Origin of the sequence: Kitasatospora sp. NBC_00039 (assembly GCF_045160625.1) — a bacterium.
Classification (GTDB): Bacteria; Actinomycetota; Actinomycetes; order Streptomycetales; family Streptomycetaceae; genus Kitasatospora.
Window position 1 is genome coordinate 7,679,406 of record NZ_CP108289.1, and the last position, 17,029, is coordinate 7,696,434.

Genomic DNA, 17,029 nt, shown 5'->3' on the forward strand with positions numbered 1-17,029 from the left:
GGCGCCGGGTTGTCTGTGATGCTTTACATGCGCCGGCGATCCCCCGCTCTCTGCGCTCAGAGGCGCGGTCTGGCCTCCGGCCGTTGGTCGTGCGGCCCCTGCGCGAGCAGGAGGAGCGGGGCGGGGGCGAGGATCTCGACCATCCGGGTGCCGGTCCGCACCAGCCCCTGGTCACGGAGCAGCTTGAGTGCTTTGGCCACCGCCTCGCGGGTGGCGCCGACGGTGGCGGCGAGGTCGTCCTGCGCCAGGTGGACGACGGACGCCGAACCGCCCTCGGCGGAACGGGTGCGGGCGGGCCCGGCGGTGGCGTCGGTGGTGGAGAGCTCGACGAGCCGGCTGGCGAGGCGCTGGACGACGGTGAGCGAGGCGAGTGCCGAGCGTTCCCGGTCGGAGTCCCGCAGCCGGGAGGCGAGCTGGGCCATCACCTGGCTGCCGACCCGCGGGCTCGTGGCCAGGAAGCGCCGGAAGCCGTCCCCGGGTATCACGAGCGCCTCGACCGGCCCGAGGGCCTGGACGGTCGCGCTGCGCGGCCGCTGGTCCAACGCGGCCAGTTCGCCGATGAGTTCGCCCGGTCCGCGCAGGCCGAGGACCAGCCGGGTGGCTCCGCGGTCGGTGGCCACGAAGACCATGGCCCAGCCGGCCAGGACCAGCAGGACGTGGGTGGAGCGGTCCCCCTCGGACAGCAGGTGCTGCCCCGCCGCGAAGGTCTTCGGAGTTCCGAGCGAGACGAGTGCTTCATGGTCGTGGGCGGTGAGGGTACGGGCGAAGGGCAGGTCGCCGCCGAGTAGACCCATGCCACCCCCCTGATGATCTTGAACTGCCATGATCCGGTCCGACGTTGGGAGATCGTAGACCCGTCGGATGCGGATTCAGGCCAGATTTCTCACAACGGGGTCAAGGTGGTGGGCGTGTGACTCAGGAGGCTGGTGAGGCGCTCCGGCGAGGGCCTGACGCGCTCCGCGAACGATGGTGAAACCGCAGGTCGGGGTGGGTGTCGGGGAGGCATCTGTGCAGACTTTGAAACAATTCGGACATCGATTGGCAACAGCTCGGTGTACACGCTCCGTTCGCCCTTTCGCGCGAGCACGGGACGCAGGTGCCCGCGGCCGCCCGGGCACGGCGGTGGCGGCCCCGGGGCGCGGGAGGTCCAGGTCAGGCCGTGCCGGGCCCCGGGCGAGGACGGTACCCGTGCTCTCCCGGCTGCCCGGGCCCGCCCCGGGACGGCGTCACCGGCGGGGCGCCGGCGAACGGCCTGAGCCCGCACCCGGCCGGGCGGTCCGGTGAACCTCACGCGGGTTCGAGGACGATCCAGACCTGCCCGGGGTGGAAGGTCATCGGCTGCCCCGCGTAGCTGAACTCCGTGCCGCCGGCGGCGTCGGACCGCGACCAGGTGCCCCGGTACGCCGCGCCGTCGCGCAGGAAGACCGCCTCACCGCTGCCGACGGTCGGCGCGAAGGGCACGAGGTGTCCGAACGAGTCGACCAGCCCTCGCGGCGACGTGGTCTCGGCGACCCTCTGCACCACGACCGTCGGCGCCCCCATCTGCCCGGCGTCCGTGGTGGTGGCCGGCCTGCCGTCGACCGCCACCAGGTACCTGCCCTCCGCGGCGGACCAGGTGAAGGTGAACGAGGCCGCCGGCATCCGCGCGGTGAACGAGGCGGCGGGGACGCCGCCGGCCGGCGCGTCGCCGAAGCGGAAGCCGACGTCGCGGGCCACCGCCGCGTCCGGGAAGTGGCCCAGAACCCCGGACGGCACCACGTACTGGTTGAACGGTGGCACGTTCCACTGCCCGCGGAAGAACGAACTGTCCTGCACCGGCGAGCTGTTGAACACGTCCGCCGCGGCGAGCACCGGCAGGAACGCGGTCTGCGCCCCGGAGTACGCGAAGTCCACCCTCCCGTACTGCTGCAGGATGGGCAGATCGCTCTCCCGGGCGCTGCGCACCGGGCCGATCCGGTCGCCGGCGGGCAGGTGGTTCGAGTCGTAGACCGCCAGGAACCGCGAGAGGCCGCCCTCGACCTCGACCGCGTACACCACGTCGGCCGCGTTCACGCCGGTCTGGGGCCTGGCCGCGGCGGCATTGTCGATCTTGACGGCGATGATCCTGCCCGCTCCGCCCGGCAGCCCGGTGAGCGGCGAAACGGCACCCGCGCCGCCGGGACCGGAGGGGCCGGCCGGCGGGGAAGCCGACGGGGCGGGCGGCAGACCGGCCGCCGTGTGCCCGGGGCCGCCCCCGCCGCCGACGGTGAGCACGACCGCCAGCAGGATCGCGAGGAGCACGGCGCCGCCGCCGACGCCGAGGGCGACGAGCCGGTGCCCGACGGTCAGGGATCTCCACCGGGCCGCCGCACGCTCGAAGGTCTTCATCCGGGCTCACCTCCGTGCACCCGGTCATCAGGGACTCGGGCACCTGTGAAGACGCGGCCGCCGACCGGCCCGGTTCCGTCCGCGGCCGCCGGCGGGCCCGCGGCGGCCGGTTCGCTCACACCCGGCCGCGACCGGCGTGCGGCAGCGTTAACCATCGATGATCAGTCGGCGTGATGCGGTGGTAACCCGGGCTTCCTACGGTGCTGACGGTGGGGATGCCCCCACGGTCGCCCGCAGGAGCCGTACGGTCCGGCGGGCGGCGAGGAGGAGTCCTACCGAGGGGGAACCCCTGTGACGGCGTCGGGCGCGAAGGCCACCAGCACCGTGAAGACCGTCTGCTCGTACTGCGGTGTCGGCTGCGGGGTGCTGCTCGACGTCACGACGGACGCCGCCACCGGGCGGCGCGCGGTGGTCAAGGCGTCCGGCGACAAGGGCCACCCCGCCAACCTCGGCCGGCTCTGCACCAAGGGCGCCACCAGCGCGGACATGCTCGCCGCCACCGGCCGGCTGGGCACGGCGCTGGTCCGGGCGGAGCGCGGCGCCGAGCCGGCCGCGACGGACGTGGACGAGGCGATCGCCGCGACCGCGCGGCGGCTGCGGGAGATCCTGGACGAGCACGGCCCGGACGCGCTGGCGTTCTACGTGTCCGGCCAGATGAGCCTCGAAGCGCAGTACCTGGCGAACAAGCTGGCCAAGGGCTTCGTGGGCACCAACCAGATCGAGTCCAACTCCCGTCTCTGCATGGCCAGCGCGGGCACCGGCTACAAGCTGTCACTGGGCGCCGACGGGCCGCCGGGCTCGTACCGGGACTTCGAGCACGCGGATGTCTTCTTCGTCATCGGCGCCAACATGGCGGACTGCCACCCGGTCCTCTTCCTCCGCCTGATGGACCGCGTCAAGGCGGGCGCCAAGCTCGTCGTCGTCGACCCGCGCCGCAACGCGACCGCCGACAAGGCCGACCTCTACCTGCAGATCAGGCCGGGAACGGACCTGGCGCTGCTCAACGGCCTGCTCCACCTGCTGGTGGAGAACGGGCACACCGACCCGGCCTTCATCGAGGAGTTCACCGAGGGCTGGGAGGCGATGCCCGGCTTCCTCGCCGACTACACACCCGCGACGGTCGCCGGGATCACCGGCCTCCCGGAGGCCGACATCCGGGAGGCGGCGCGGCTCATCGGCGAGGCGGGGGAGTGGATGAGCTGCTGGACGATGGGGCTCAACCAGTCCACCCACGGCACCTGGAACACCAACGCGCTGGTCAACCTGCACCTGGCGACCGGCGCCATCTGCCGCCCCGGCAGCGGCCCCTTCTCGCTGACCGGCCAGCCGAACGCCATGGGCGGGCGCGAGATGGGCTACATGGGCCCGGGTCTGCCGGGCCAGCGCTCCGTCCTGGTGCCGGCCGACCGCGAGTTCACCGAGGGGCTCTGGGGCCTCGCCCCGGGCACGCTGCGCGCGGAGGCCGGCCAGGGCACCGTCGAGCTGTTCTCGCGGATGGCGGAAGGCGGGGTCAAGGCCTGCTGGATCATCTGCACCAACCCGGCCGCGACGGTCGCCAACCGGAAGACCGTCATCGCCGGCCTGGAGGCGGCCGAGTTGGTCATCACCCAGGACGTCTTCGCCGACACCGAGACCAACGCCTACGCCGACGTGGTGCTGCCCGCCGCGATGTGGGCCGAGGCCGAGGGCGTGATGGTCAACTCCGAGCGCAACCTCACCCTCGTCCGGCCGGCCGCCGACCCCGTGGGCCAGGCCCTGCCGGACTGGCAGATCATCGCCCGCGTCGCCTGCGCGATGGGCTTCGCCGAGGGCTTCACGTACGACGGCGCCGAGGAGGTCTTCGAGGAGATCAAGCGGGCGTGGAACCCGAAGACCGGCTACGACCTGCGCGGCGTGACGTACGAGCGGCTGCGGGAGACCCCGGTGCAGTGGCCCAGCGCCTCCGTGGACGGGCCGGACCGCAACCCGGTCCGGTACGTCAACGACGGGATCAGCCAGACCCTGCTGGAGCGGCCCGACGGCACCCGCCCCCGGCTGGCGTTCCCCACGGCGAGCGGCCGCGCCTCGTTCTTCCCCCGCCCGCACCTGCCGGCCGCCGAGCTGCCCGACGACGACTTCCCGTTCGTCCTCAACACCGGCCGCCTGCAGCACCAGTGGCACACCCTGACCAAGACGGGGAAGGTCGCCAAGCTCAACAGGCTCGACCCCGGGCCCTTCGTCGAGGTCCATCCGCAGGACGCCGAGGCGCTCGGCATCGCCGGGGGAGAACACCTGGAGATCGCGTCCCGGCGTGGCAGGGCCGTCCTGCCGGCGGTCGTCACCGACCGGGTACGGCCGGGCAACTGCTTCGCGCCGTTCCACTGGAACGACCTCTTCGGCGAGTACCTCAGCATCAACGCCGTCACCAACGACGCCGTGGACCCGCTCTCCTTCCAGCCCGAGTTCAAGGTCTGCGCCGTCTCGCTGAGACCGGTGCCGGCGCCGGAGCGCACGGCGGCCGCTCCCGTGCCCGCCGCCGTCGGGCCCGCCACGGGGGAGCCCCGGCCGCACCCGGCACCCCTCGCGCCGCAGGGTGCGCGCACCGCCGCGCTGAGCAGCCTCTTCGGCATCGCGGACCTCGCCCCGCCGGCCTTCGCCACCGGCGAGCGGCACTTCCTGGCCGGCTTCCTCGCCGGACTGGACGCGGCCCCGCCGCAGGGCGCCACGGTGCCGGTCCTGCCCGCGCGGGCCCCCATCGACCCGGAGCGCGCCCTGTGGGTCAACGGCGTGCTGGCCGGCAGGTTCTCCCGAACCACCGCCGGCGCCCCGTCGCCGGCCGTGCTGCCGCCCCCCGCGCCGCGTACCGGCGAGCAGCCGCCGCCGGCGGCCGACGGGCCCGCGCGTGAGGTCCTCGTCCTGTGGGCCTCGCAGACCGGCAACGCGGAGGAGGCCGCCGCCATGACCGTCGGCCGCCTCACCGAGGCCGGCTGGCGGGCGAGGCTCCTCGGCATGGACGACGTCAGCCCGGCCTCCCTGCCGGCCGGCGCCCCGGTCCTGTTCATCACCAGCACCTTCGGCGACGGCGACGCACCGGACAACGGCTCCGGCTTCTGGGCGGCCCTCTGCGCCGGGGGCGAGGCCCTCGCCGCCGACCTCGGCTACTCGGTGCTGGCCCTCGGCGACTCCAGCTACGACGACTTCTGCGGCCACGGCCGCCGCCTGGACCACCGCCTCGGCGAGCTGGGCGCCACCCGGCTCGCCGCCCGCACCGACTGCGAACCGGACTACGCCGAGGCCGCCGGGAAGTGGCTCGACGAAGTCCTCGGGGCGCTGGCGGAGCGCCGGTCGGAGCCCGCCCGGGCGACGTCCGCCCCGGCCGGGTCCGCGGCCCGGCCCGCGCCCGCCACGGCGGTGACGGAGCCCGCCGGGCCCGGAGCCGCACCGGCTGCGCCGGAGCGGTCCGGCTACTCCAGGACCTCACCCTTCGCCACGCTGCTGATCGGCAACCGGCTCCTCAGCCTCCCGGGTTCGGCCAAGGAGGTCCGGCAGTACGCCTTCGACACCCGCGGCGGCGACCACGGCGACCTCGCCTACGAGGCGGGTGACGCGCTCGGCGTCTGGCCGGCCAACGACTCGGAGCTCGTGGCGGAGTGGCTCGCCGTCACCGGCCTCGACCCCGCCGACACCGTGCCGGTCGCCGACGCGGGGGACATCCCGCTCGGCGAGGCCCTGCGGACCAGGCTGGAGATCGCGAAGATCACCCCCGACCTGCTGCGCTTCGTCGCCGAGCGCACGGGCGACGGCGGCCTGCGGCGGCTGCTGCGGGCGGACAACAAGGGCGAGCTGGCGAAATGGAGCTGGGGCCGGCAGGCCGTCGACGTCGTCGGCGCGTTCCCCGTCCGGGCCACCGCGCGGGAGTGGGCCGGAGTCCTCAGGCGTCTGCAGCCCCGGCTGTACTCGATATCGTCCAGCCCGCTGGCCCACCCCGGCGAGGTCCGTCTCACGGTGTCCGTCGTCCGTTACGCCAACGACCTCGGCAGGGCCCGCAACGGCGTCTGCTCCAGCTTCCTCGCCGACGCCGCCGACGACGGCCCGGTGCCCGTCTTCGTCCAGCGCTCCCCGCACTTCCGCCCGCCCGGCGACCCCGCCACCCCCATGATCATGATCGGCCCGGGTACCGGGGTGGCACCGTTCATCGGCTTCCTGGAGGAGCGGCAGGCCCGCGGCCACACCGGCCCGAACTGGCTCTTCTTCGGCGAGCAGCGCGAGGCGACCGACTTCTACTACCGCGAGGAACTGGCGGCGTTCCAGGCGTCGGGCCACCTGGACCGTCTCGACCTCGCCTTCTCCCGCGACCAGCGCGCCAAGGTCTACGTGCAGGACCGGATGCGCGAACACGGCCCCCGCCTGTGGGACTGGCTGCAGAACGGCGCCCACCTCTACGTCTGCGGCGACGCCGGCCGGATGGCCAAGGACGTCGACCGGGCCCTGCGCGATATCGTCTCCGCGCACGGCGGCCTGGACGACGACGAAGCCGGCGCCCACGTCCGGCAGCTCGCCACCGACAAGCGCTACGTCCGTGACGTCTACTGAGGACGCCCCTTGCCCGGCGGCGATCCGGCCGGGCACGCGCCGCGGCTGCCGGGCGCAGAGCCGATGAGGAGCCGATGGAGAGAGCGCCCGGACAGCATGGTGGGCGACCCGATCGGACGGGTCGCACCCCACAAGGAGGTCTCATGACCAGGACCCTCACGTCACTCGGCGACCGGATGCTGGGCGCGGTGCTGAAGCAGAAGAAGGCCGGCGCCTGTGTGCCGCCGGACTACTGCGGCGTCGTCGCCTGTACCTCGAGGAGCGGCTACTGCTCGGGCGGCTGGTGGTGGCAGCCGATGTGCAACGGCTACTACAACTGCACCGGCACCTGCAAGGGCACCGGCGGCCTCCAGTACAACAAGAAGGTCGCGTACGGCTGCTGACGACCGGATGGGCGGGGGCCCCGTTCCGGCGGCCCCCGCCCTCTGTCGCCCCCGGAACGGCCCAGAGAGGAACCGACATGCTCACCGCCCTCATCGCCCTCGCCGTCGTGCTCGGCATCGCCACCGCGGCCAACCTCGTGCTCACCTTCGCCGTCATCCGCAGGCTGCGGACGCTGGAGGAGGGCGGCCCGGGTGCCCCCGACGCCCTGCCGGCGGTCGGCACCGCCGTCGGCGAGTTCAGCGCCGTCACGACCTTCGGGGAGGAGCTCACCGTGGCCGACGTGGCCTCCGGCGACGCCTTCGCCGGGTTCGTCATGGTCGGCTGCACGCCCTGCGGCACGCTGATCGACTCCCTGGCCGGCGGCGCCGCCACCGGGGCCGACGACCCGCTGTTCTTCGTCATCGGCGACCCGGAGAGCCCGGAGACCCGCCGGATGACCGCCGCCCTCGGCGCCGTCGGCCGGGTGGCCGTCGTCGCCGAGAAGTCCTCGGCCACCGCCGCCTTCGGCCAGGTCGGCGCCTTCCCGACGCTGCTCCGGCTCAAGGACGGCGTCATCACCGCCGCCGGTCACGAGCTGGCCGACGTCGTGCCCGCACCGGCCCACCGCGCGCAGGCCGACCGCCCGGCTCCGGTCAGGGAAACGGTGTGATCACGGCGGTAGCCGGGCGGGCACGGACCGCGGCCGCCGCACTGCGGCTGGGCTGGCGGGCCTCGCCCGGGGGGATCCTGCTCCAGCTCCTGCTCGCCCTGCTCACCGGGGTACTCCCCGCCGTGACGGCCTACGTCACCAAACTGCTCGTCGACGCCCTCGCCGGTGCGGGCGGCCCCGGTGCGGCCGACGGCACCCGGGTGGCGTGGCTCGCGGCGGCCGGCGCCGTCCTCGCCGGGGCGATCGCCGTGTTCAACCACGTCACGGCGCTGACCGGCGCCGTGGTCGGCCGGGCCGTCAACCTGGAGGTGCAGGACCGGCTCTACGAACGGGTCAACGCCTACCGCGGGCTGCGCCCGTTCGAGGACCCGGCCACCCAGGACCGGATCCGGCTCGCCGAGACCGCGGCCCAGGGCGCACCGCACGACGTCCTCGACTTCCTGCTCGACTCGGTCCGCAGCAGCGCGACGATCGCCGGGTTCCTCGGCACGGTGCTGGTGTTCTGGCCGCCGATGGGCGCGCTCCTCGTCGTCTGCGTCGCGGTCTCCGTCGTCGGCCACGTGCGCACCTCCCGGGGCCTCGCCGACACCGCCGCCGCCATCGTCCCCGCCACCCGGCGGTACTACTTCTACCGGACGCTGCTCATCGACCCCCGGGCCGCCAAGGAGATCCGCCTCTTCGGCACCGGGCCGCTCTTCCGCCGGCGCGCGCTCGACGGGCTCCGCGAGACGACCGGCGCCGGTCTGGCCGCCCTGCGCCGCAGCGTCCTCGTCCAGTCGGGGCTCGCCCTGCTCACCGCGGCCGCCGCCGGCACCGCGGCCGTCGTCGTCGCGCGGCAGGTGCTCGTCGGCCGGATCACCCTCGGCGACATGACCCTGTTCACCGCCGCGGTCGCCGCCGTCCAGGGCGCACTGTCGTCCATCGTGATGCAACTCGGGCGCGCGGAGGAGGCGTTGAGGCTCTTCGGACACTACCTGGCGCTGCTCGGCTCGCCCGTGGACCTGACGGAGGGCACGGTCGTACCGGCCCCGCTGCGGGACGGCATCACCTTCGAGGACGTGTGGTTCCGCTACACCCCCGACGGCCCCTGGGCGCTGCGCGGCGTCGGTCTGCACCTGCCGCACGGCCGCGCCGTCGGCCTCGCCGGAGTGAACGGCGCGGGCAAGAGCACGCTGGTCAAGCTCCTCTGCCGGTTCTACGACCCCGAACGCGGGCGCATCCTCTGGGACGGCGTCGACATCCGCACCATGCCGGTCGACGAGCTGCGGCGCCGGATCGGCGCGACCTTCCAGGACTTCATGACCTACGACCTGACCGCCGCCGAGAACATCGGCCTGGGCGCCCCCGAGCACCGCGAGGACCTCGGCCGGATCCGCGCCGCCGCCGGCCGCGCCGGCATCGACGGGACGTTGGAACGGCTGCCCCGCGGCTACCGGACCCTGCTCAGCCGCACGTTCACCGACGAGGACGAGCAGGACGGCGTCACGCTCTCCGGCGGCCAGTGGCAGCGCGTCGCCCTCGCCCGGTCGCTCATGCGCGAGGACGGCGAGCTGCTCATCCTGGACGAGCCCAGCTCCGGCCTCGACGCGCTCGCCGAGCGGCAGGTCCACCAGGCGCTGCGCCGCCACCGCGCCGGGCGCACCAGCCTGCTGATCTCGCACCGGCTCGCCGCGCTGCGCGAGGCCGACATGATCGTGGTGCTCTCCGAGGGGCGGGTCGTGGAACGCGGCAGCCACGACGAACTGGTGGCGCTCGACGGCCGGTACGCGGAGATGTTCGCCGCCCAGGCGGAGGGGTACCGCGCGGACGGTCCCCCCGCCCCCGCCGCGGGCCGCCGGCCGCCCGCCCGCACGGCCGCCGGGCAGGACGACGTGCAGGACGACGTGCCGCGCGTCGACGCGGACCGGCCCGAGGCGGTGCGGTGAACGCGCTCTCCCCGACCGCGGCGGCCGTCGCCGCCGGAGCACTGGCCGGGGCCGCGGCGGCTGTGCTGCTGCTGCGCCGTTCCTTCGAGCTGGTCGTCGTGCACGGCGGCAGCATGGAGCCCACCCTGCGGAACGGCGACCGGGTGCTGGTGCGCCGCACCACGGTGTTCCACCGCGGCGACGTCGTGGTCATCCCCGTCCCGGACGGACCGCGCGCCCCGGGGGACACGCCCTGGCTGGTGAAGCGGGTCAGTGGCATGCCGGGGGACCCGGCCGCGGACGGTTGCCCCGCGGTGCCGCCCGGGCACCTCGCCGTCCTCGGCGACAGCCCCCGCAGCCTGGACTCCCGGACCTTCGGCACCGTCCCCAGCCGCACCGCCCTGGGCGTCGCCGTACGCCGGATGTCCCGCGACGGGCGGCCCGCGCAGTCCCTGAACCGATCGGGGCACCGTACGACCCACGGTTCGAGGAGGACCGCATGACGATGCTGCAACTGGCCGCCCGCGCCCTGCTGGTGGTGGTCTTCGGCGCCGCCCTGACCGGCAAGGCGCGCAGCCGCGCGGCCCTGGCCGCGTTCACCGCCGACCTGGCGGGCTTCCGCTGGCTGCCGGCCGCCCTGCGGCGGCCGACCGCCGTCGGTGTGATCGCCGCCGAACTGGTGACCGTGGTGCTGCTCGCGACGGTACGACAGGCCGGCGCGGTGGCCGCGCTCGTGCTGCTGACCGGGTTCACCGTCGCGACCCTGCGGGCCGGGCGGGCGGCGGACTGCCGGTGCTTCGGCCCGGCGAAGCCCGCCGCCCGCGGCAGCGCCGGGGGCTTCGTCCTGCGCAACTCGCTGCTCGCCGCCGGCGCGCTCACCGCGGCGCTGGCCCCCGGCGGTGACGTGGCCCCCGCCCTGGCGGCGGCCGCCCTCGCCGCAGGCGTGGCCGCGGGCGCCCTGGTCGTACGGTGGGACGACATCGCCTACCTGTTCCAGGGGCCCGCCACGCCCCGGCGCTCCTGACGGCCCTGCTGTTCCGGACGGATCCGGTCACTCCCGGTCAGTCCCGGTCGGCGTTCCTGGCGGGTGGGCTGCGGGGGCGGCCGCGCCGGTCAGCGGCCCGTCCGAGGGTGGTACGGACGGGTGTGCGCCGGATGGCAGCAGAGCCGGCGGAGCCGGGGGAGGCCCGCGCGCGTGTGCCGGCGCGGGCCCAGCAGGGCCGGGTCGCCGCGCAGCACGGCGTGCTCCAGCTCCACCAGGGCGGGCCCCGGGTCCAGCCCGAACTCGTCCGCGAGCAGGGCCCGCAGCCGGCGGGCCACGGCCAGCGCGTCGGTCTGCCGCCCGCTGCGGTACAGGGCGAGGACCAGCTGCTCCACGAGGCGCTCGCGGGCGGGGTAGCGGTCCACCAGGGCCGTCAGCTCGGGGACCAGCTCGTGGTGCCGCCCCGCGCCGAGTTCGATGTCCGCCAGCAGTTCAAAGGCGGCGAAACGTTCCTCCTCCAGATGGGCCCGGAACGGTTCCACGAACGGCGCATCGATCCCGACGAGCGCGGCGCCGCGCCACAGGCCGAGCCCGGTCCGTAAATGCCGGACGGCCCGCGTGTGCTCGCCCAGCGCCGTGAGCCGCCGCGCCTCCGCGACCTCCCGGCAGAAGTCCATGGTGTCGAGGTCGTGCCGCCCGACCGACAGGCGGTAACCGCCCGCCAGCGAGGCGAGCGGCCCGGCGTCGTCCCCCGCCCCGGCCCCGGCGGCAGCCCCGGGGAGGAGCTTGCGCAGGGCCGAGACGGCGGTGTGCACCTGGCCGCGGGCACTGCGCGGCGGACGCTCGCCCCAGAGCGCGTCCACCAACTGCTCGATGCAGACCTGGTGGTTCGCGTTCAACAGCAGGAACGTCAGCACCGCACGCCGGCGCGGCCGTTCGATGGGCACCTGGGTGCCGTGGTCGAAGACTTCCAGCGGTCCGAGAACCGTGTAGCGCATGTTTCCCCCGAGCTACGGACCTTGTGGGCAGCTCAAACGAACTCCCGTTGGTCGAAAGGGAGTCGGCGGCTCGTCGCGATGCGCGCGATCATAAGCCGTCGTCCCGGCTATGGGAACCGCGCTGCCGAAAACCCGCGCCCGTGGTCCGCACCCGTGGTCCGGGCGGGTGGCCCGCGGCCGGAGGGAGCGGCCTGGACGGGGCCGAACGGTCCGGAAGCCACGGACTCGGCCCGCCGCGCCCGTGTGGACGTCAGCCCGGTGCGCGTCAGCCCGCGTAGACGTCCTCGACGTAACGGCCCGCCTCGACCAGGTGCTGGAGCCAGACCTGGGCCTGCTGCTCATCGGCCCCCGGCGTCCGCCGCCGGTACAGCTCCCGGAACGCCGCCCTGACGCCCGGGGCCATCCGGGCGCCGTCGCCGCACACGTACACCTCCGCGCCGGCGGCGAGCAGCTCCCACACCTCCGCGGCCTCGGCCGCGATGCGGTCCTGGACGAAGCGCTGCCCGTCGACCGGCCGCTCGCTGAAGGCGGGCCGCATCGAGACGGCGCCGGCCCGGTCGGCCGCCTCCAGCTCGTCCCGGTGCAGGTAGTCGGCGTCCGGGGCGTCGCAGCCGAAGTACAGCAGCGCCGGGGCGAGGCCGGCTCCCTCGGCGAGCAGCGCGCGGCGGTCGGCGACGGCGCCACGGAAGGGTGCCAGACCGGTGCCGGCCGCAATCATGATCACCGGGGTCCGGTGGCCGATCCGGAAGACCTCCCGGCACGGCTGGACCCGCGCCAGCACGGTGTCCCCGACGGCCACCCGGCCGAGGTAGCCGGAGCCGGTGCCCCGGAAGGTGCCCCGGCCCGAGCGGGCGGGGGCGCTGAGCACGGAGACCATCAGCTCGACCTCGCCGGTGCCGGAGGGCGACGAGGAGATCGAGTAGTGCCGGGGCCTGATCGGCGGCAGCAGCTCCAGCAGCACCGGCCAGGTCAGGCTCTCCCGCAGGGCCGGGTGGTCCTCGACCAGGTCCAGCAGCGTGCGAGGGTCGTCGTCGGACACGCCCCGCAGGGCCGCCCGCTCGGGCGGGCACGGGTTGAGTGCGGCCAGCTCGGCACGCTGGCCGGCCGTCGGACGGTCCTGCAACTCGACGTGGTGCGTGAGCAGTTCGCGGACGGTCAGCGGCCGGTCCACGGCGAGACCGGTGCGCCGGTGCGCCACGATGTTGAGCACGGTCTCCGGATCGGCGCCCAGCAGCTCGGCCGCGCGCTCGACCAGGGCCGGGTCATTGGCCGGGAGCACGGTGAGGTGGTCGGCGGTCCGGTGGCCGACGCCCGCGGGCAGGGCCAGCCGGACCAGGCGCTTCACCCGGTGATAGGCGGGGTCGGTGAGGCTGCCGACCGCGGTCACGGTCAGCTCGGCCATGTCGTGCCGGGCGGCCAGGGCGTCCAGCGGGCCACCGGCGACCTCGGTCACCGTGTACGCCGCCTCCTTCGGCCGCACGGCGGGAGCGCCGGCGTCCCCGTACCGCTCCAGCAGGACCGTGCGCAGCGCCGTGGTGAAGGCCCGTACCGTGCCGGCCAGGTCACCGGAGACGTCGGCCTCGCCGCGGCCGAGCAGCCGGGCGCCGCCGAGGGCGGCGAGCCGGTCGTCGATCAGGGCCGGGACGCGCTGGTAGGTGGCCGCGTACGTCCGGTCGCCGATGCCGAGCACCGCGTACTCGACCCCGTCGGCCTCGTGGTCGGCCGCCTCCAGGAGGCGGCCGACGAAGGCGGCCGCGTCGTCCGTCGGCTGCCCGTTGTACGAGGCGGCCGTGATCACCACCGGACGGTCGGTGGGCAGCCCGCCCGCGTACGCGTCGAGCGGGGCGATCGCGGTGTCGCAGCCGAGTTCGCCGGCCGCCTCCGCGAGCTGCCGGGTGAACTCCCGGCAGGCGCCGTAGTTGGAACCGTGCAGGAGCAGCAGCCCGGTCCCCTGGCGGACCCGCCCGGGCAGCTCCCCGGTGCCGCGGGCGGCCGGCGCGTCCGGGACGGCCGCCGGGGGAGCGGGCGTGCGCGGGGCGAGGGCGAGGGTGAAGTCGTCGGGCTTGATGGTGAGCGTCTGCTTGATGGTCAGCCGGTAGTCCGCGTGGTCGATCAGCCGGTAGCGGTGGACCAGCATCGCCAGCAGCATGGTGGCCTCGTGCAGCGCGAACTGCCGGCCGATGCAGGCGCGTTCGCCGGTACCGAAGGGCTTGAAGGCGTGCGGCGAGCGGGCCGCCTCCGGCTCGGGGTCGAACCGGGAGGGGTCGAACAGCTCCGGGTTGTCGCCCCAGGCGGCGTCACGGTGCAGCATGGTGGTCGCCACCAGGACGGGCTCCCCGGCGCGGACCGGGATCCGGCCGCCGAGCAGGGTGTCCTCCCGTGCCTCCCGGCTGAAGGCGGGCGCCGTCGGCCACAGCCGCAGCGCCTCGTTGAGCACCTGGCGGGTGTACCGCAGCCGTCCGACGTCCTCGTACGAAGGCTCCGGATCGGCCTGGTCGCCCCAGAGCGCGTCCACCTCCTGCTGGACCTGCCGGAGCACGGACGGGTGCTTGACGAGGTAGTACAGCGCGAAGGACAGTGCGCCCGAGGTGGTCTCGTGACCGGCGATCAGGAAGGTGATCACCTGGTTGCGGATGTTCCCGGTGTCCAGCCGGGTGCCGTCGGCGGGGTGCACCGCGCCCAGCATCAGACCGAGCAGGTCCTCGGCCGGGCCCTGGTCGCCGCCCCCGGCGCGGGCGGCGATCACCTCGTCCACCACCGAGGCCAGGTAGCCGGCGTCCAGCCGGAACGCCGCGTCGCGTTCGCCGTGGTCGAGGTCCGGTGAGCGGGTGAGCCTGGTCATCGCCCATTCCAGACAGCGCACCATCGCCTCCACGAACGGGTGCGGCTCGTCCCGCTCGAAGGAGCCGAAGTCGAAGCCGAACCCGGCCAGCCCGATGGTGTCCAGCGTCATCCGGGTCATGTCGCCGGGCACGTCCACCGTCAGCCCGGCGGCCGCCCGGCGGTCCCAGGAGTCGATCAGCCGACGGGCCACCCGCAGCATCACCGGGTGGTAGGTGTGCATCGAGCCGAGCGCGAAGGCGGGCACCAGGATGTCGTGCGCCCTGGCCCAGTTCGGCTCCTCGTTGTACGCGGTGAACAGGCCGTCCCCGGTGAACTCGCGGACGTTCTCCAACGCCGGACCGACCGACTTGGTGAAGCGCTCCTCGTCGGCCAGCTCGGTGACCAGGTCCAGGCTGCCGACGATCAGGGTGTCGAGTCCGTGCAGCCGCTGGACGAAAGCGGGGCCGTGCTGTCTGGCCAGCTCCATGGTCCGCAGGACGGGGGCGGCGACGGGAGGCGCCGACGAGATGTCCACCAGGGGGACGTTCATGGTCTCGGTCAAGGTCTCGGTCATCGGTGAATCGCCTTCCGTAGCTGGAACGTTCTGGCCGCCTTCCACTCTGGGCCCGCCGCGGAGGACGCCCACCACCGATCACTACATGATTGTGTAGTACCAGCACCATCCGGAGGCTTGCCCACGAACCGTCGGATCTGATGCACCATCCGCTGCCACGGTAAGGAGAGCCGCACATGCGACCGACCGACGGCTGCGGTCCGCCGGCGGACAGCCGGCAGGATCCGGCGGTGATCTGGCGCAACCGGGCCCTGCGCCTGCTGGACCACGTGCTGATGCCCATCGCGGTGTGCGAGTTCGGCGGCCGGATCCTGATCGTCAACCGCGCCATGGCGGCCGAATTCGGTCTGCTGCCGGGGCAGTTGCGGAACCGCAAGATCCTCGAGTTCTTCGCCCTCCGGGACAGTTCCACCCTGCAGGCGCTCACCGAGGCCGTCCGGCTGCACCGCCGCTCGCGGTACCCGGCCCGGGTCTCCTGGTCGGCCGTCGACGGCACCGAACGGTACGGCGAGATGACCGTCGACCTGGTCAGCGACGCCCCGGAGGAGACCCCGAACCTGCTGCTCTCCCTCCGCCGGCTGGACGAACCCGCCGGCCGGCCCGTCACCCCGCAGGCCGGCCCCCGCCCCGAGGTCAGCCCGGTCGAGGCCCGGATCCTCGCCGCAGCCGCCCGGGGCGCCACCACCACCCAGATCGCCAAGGAGATCGGCCTCACCCCGGACGGCGTCAACTACCACCTCGCCCGGCTCAGCCGGCGCTGGCACCTGCCCAACCGCACCGCGCTGGTGGCCCGCGCCTACGCCACCGGCGTCCTGGCGGCCGGCGCCTGGCCGCCGGAGCCGGCCCGCTGACCTGCCCTGCCCCCGCGCCCGCCCTCGCGGCCGACTCCGGTTGCGGTGGGCCCGGTGACCGTTGGCCCGGCTGCGCTGAACGCGGTGGCCGGGGGCCGGCCCGGACGGCGGACGTCATCGGGATGTCATCGACCGCTGCCACGGTGGTCCGGTGACCTCGGCCGACCGCGTACCGCATCGGAGCAGACGCGCAGGCCACCTGCATGAGGAGGATCGAATGCGAGCACGAAGGATCGCGGCCGCGTCAGCCGGACTCCTGTTGACGATCGGGCTCACGGCGGCACAGGGAGCCGCCGCACAGGGGGCCGCCGCACGGGTGGCCGCTCCGTGCGAGGGTACCTACACGATCGTTGTCGGGGGCACCGGCAGCGCGTGGAACAACGACGGCTTCTACGGCAACATCCAGCAGCACGTCGGGTATCCCACCCAGATCCCCAACGGTGCGAGCGCGCGGGCCGGCGTCAACGAGCTGAACCGGCTGGTCCGCGACCAACGCGCGGTGTGCCCGGGCCAGCACGTCAAGATGGCCGGGTACTCCCTGGGAGCCGGGGTGGTGCACACCTGGGTCACCGAGAACTGGCAGACGTTCGACAACGTCAACGCCGTCCTCATCGCGGACCCCAAGCGCCAGGGCCCTCCCGGTGCCAACGGCGGAGCCGTGCCGTTCGGCGGCATCATCGGCGCCCCGCTCGCCGGTGCCGACAGGTTCTTCGGCAACGTGCCCGTCAAGACGATCTGCCACTGGGACTACGTCTGCGACGAGTCCGCCGGCATCTGGACCTACCCGAACAACCACGTCAAGAACTACCCCGAAGACTTCAACATGGATCACCACAACGACAGCGCCAACGAGCAGTGGTACAACGGCGCCTGGTACCCCTGGTAGTCACGGGACGCCCGTCGGCCGGGCCCGGGCCGCATCCCT

The 17,029-nt window shown here is 74.3% G+C and carries 12 protein-coding genes; 8 read left to right on the top strand and 4 right to left on the bottom strand.

What is annotated here, in order from left to right; genetic code table 11:
- Nucleotides 1-56 precede the first annotated feature (56 nt).
- Nucleotides 57-794 (bottom strand): Crp/Fnr family transcriptional regulator, encoded by a 738-nt coding sequence (locus OG286_RS33985; protein ID WP_396321149.1) that lies wholly within the window; start codon nt 792-794, stop codon nt 57-59.
- 493 nt (nt 795-1,287) lie between these two features.
- Nucleotides 1,288-2,367 carry a DUF3048 domain-containing protein gene (locus OG286_RS33990; protein WP_396321150.1) on the bottom strand — a complete coding sequence of 360 codons (1,080 nt, stop codon included), beginning with the start codon at nt 2,365-2,367 and terminating at the stop codon, nt 1,288-1,290.
- A gap of 291 nt (nt 2,368-2,658) precedes the next feature.
- Between OG286_RS33990 and OG286_RS33995 the strand changes: the two genes are divergently transcribed.
- From OG286_RS33995 to OG286_RS34020, 6 genes are all read left to right on the top strand, one after another.
- Complete coding sequence (locus OG286_RS33995) at nt 2,659-6,939, top strand: molybdopterin-dependent oxidoreductase (protein ID WP_405358876.1); 4,281 nt, start codon at nt 2,659-2,661, stop codon at nt 6,937-6,939.
- 143 nt (nt 6,940-7,082) lie between these two features.
- On the top strand, nt 7,083-7,322 hold the full coding sequence (locus tag OG286_RS34000) for a hypothetical protein (protein WP_396321152.1): 240 nt from the start codon (nt 7,083-7,085) through the stop codon (nt 7,320-7,322).
- 77 nt (nt 7,323-7,399) lie between these two features.
- The gene (locus OG286_RS34005) at nt 7,400-7,972 is read left to right on the top strand and encodes a hypothetical protein (RefSeq protein WP_405358874.1); all 573 of its coding nucleotides are present in this window, start codon (nt 7,400-7,402) and stop codon (nt 7,970-7,972) included.
- Nucleotides 7,969-9,897, top strand: coding sequence for an ABC transporter ATP-binding protein (locus OG286_RS34010; RefSeq protein WP_405358872.1), 1,929 nt, complete (start codon nt 7,969-7,971; stop codon nt 9,895-9,897). The genes OG286_RS34005 and OG286_RS34010 overlap by 4 nt, the downstream gene beginning before the upstream one ends.
- Nucleotides 9,894-10,379 (top strand): S26 family signal peptidase, encoded by a 486-nt coding sequence (locus OG286_RS34015; RefSeq protein ID WP_405358870.1) that lies wholly within the window; start codon nt 9,894-9,896, stop codon nt 10,377-10,379. The genes OG286_RS34010 and OG286_RS34015 overlap by 4 nt, the downstream gene beginning before the upstream one ends.
- Nucleotides 10,376-10,900, top strand: a complete 525-nt coding sequence (locus OG286_RS34020; RefSeq protein WP_396321156.1) for a MauE/DoxX family redox-associated membrane protein — start codon at nt 10,376-10,378, stop codon at nt 10,898-10,900. Before OG286_RS34015 ends, OG286_RS34020 begins: the two co-directional genes overlap by 4 nt.
- Before the next feature lie 89 nt (nt 10,901-10,989).
- On the opposite strand, the gene OG286_RS34025 is transcribed toward OG286_RS34020, so the two are convergent.
- Nucleotides 10,990-11,856 carry a BTAD domain-containing putative transcriptional regulator gene (locus OG286_RS34025; RefSeq protein WP_396321157.1) on the bottom strand — a complete coding sequence of 289 codons (867 nt, stop codon included), beginning with the start codon at nt 11,854-11,856 and terminating at the stop codon, nt 10,990-10,992.
- 265 nt (nt 11,857-12,121) lie between these two features.
- A complete protein-coding gene (locus OG286_RS34030) occupies nt 12,122-15,253 on the bottom strand; it encodes a bifunctional cytochrome P450/NADPH--P450 reductase (protein ID WP_405358868.1) in 3,132 nt (1,043 codons plus the stop codon).
- A gap of 176 nt (nt 15,254-15,429) precedes the next feature.
- Between OG286_RS34030 and OG286_RS34035 the strand changes: the two genes are divergently transcribed.
- Nucleotides 15,430-16,104: a LuxR C-terminal-related transcriptional regulator gene (locus OG286_RS34035; RefSeq protein ID WP_405358866.1), complete on the top strand. Its 675-nt coding sequence runs from the start codon at nt 15,430-15,432 to the stop codon at nt 16,102-16,104.
- 217 nt (nt 16,105-16,321) lie between these two features.
- Nucleotides 16,322-16,990 (top strand): cutinase family protein, encoded by a 669-nt coding sequence (locus OG286_RS34040; protein ID WP_396321161.1) that lies wholly within the window; start codon nt 16,322-16,324, stop codon nt 16,988-16,990.
- Nucleotides 16,991-17,029: the final 39 nt, after the last annotated feature.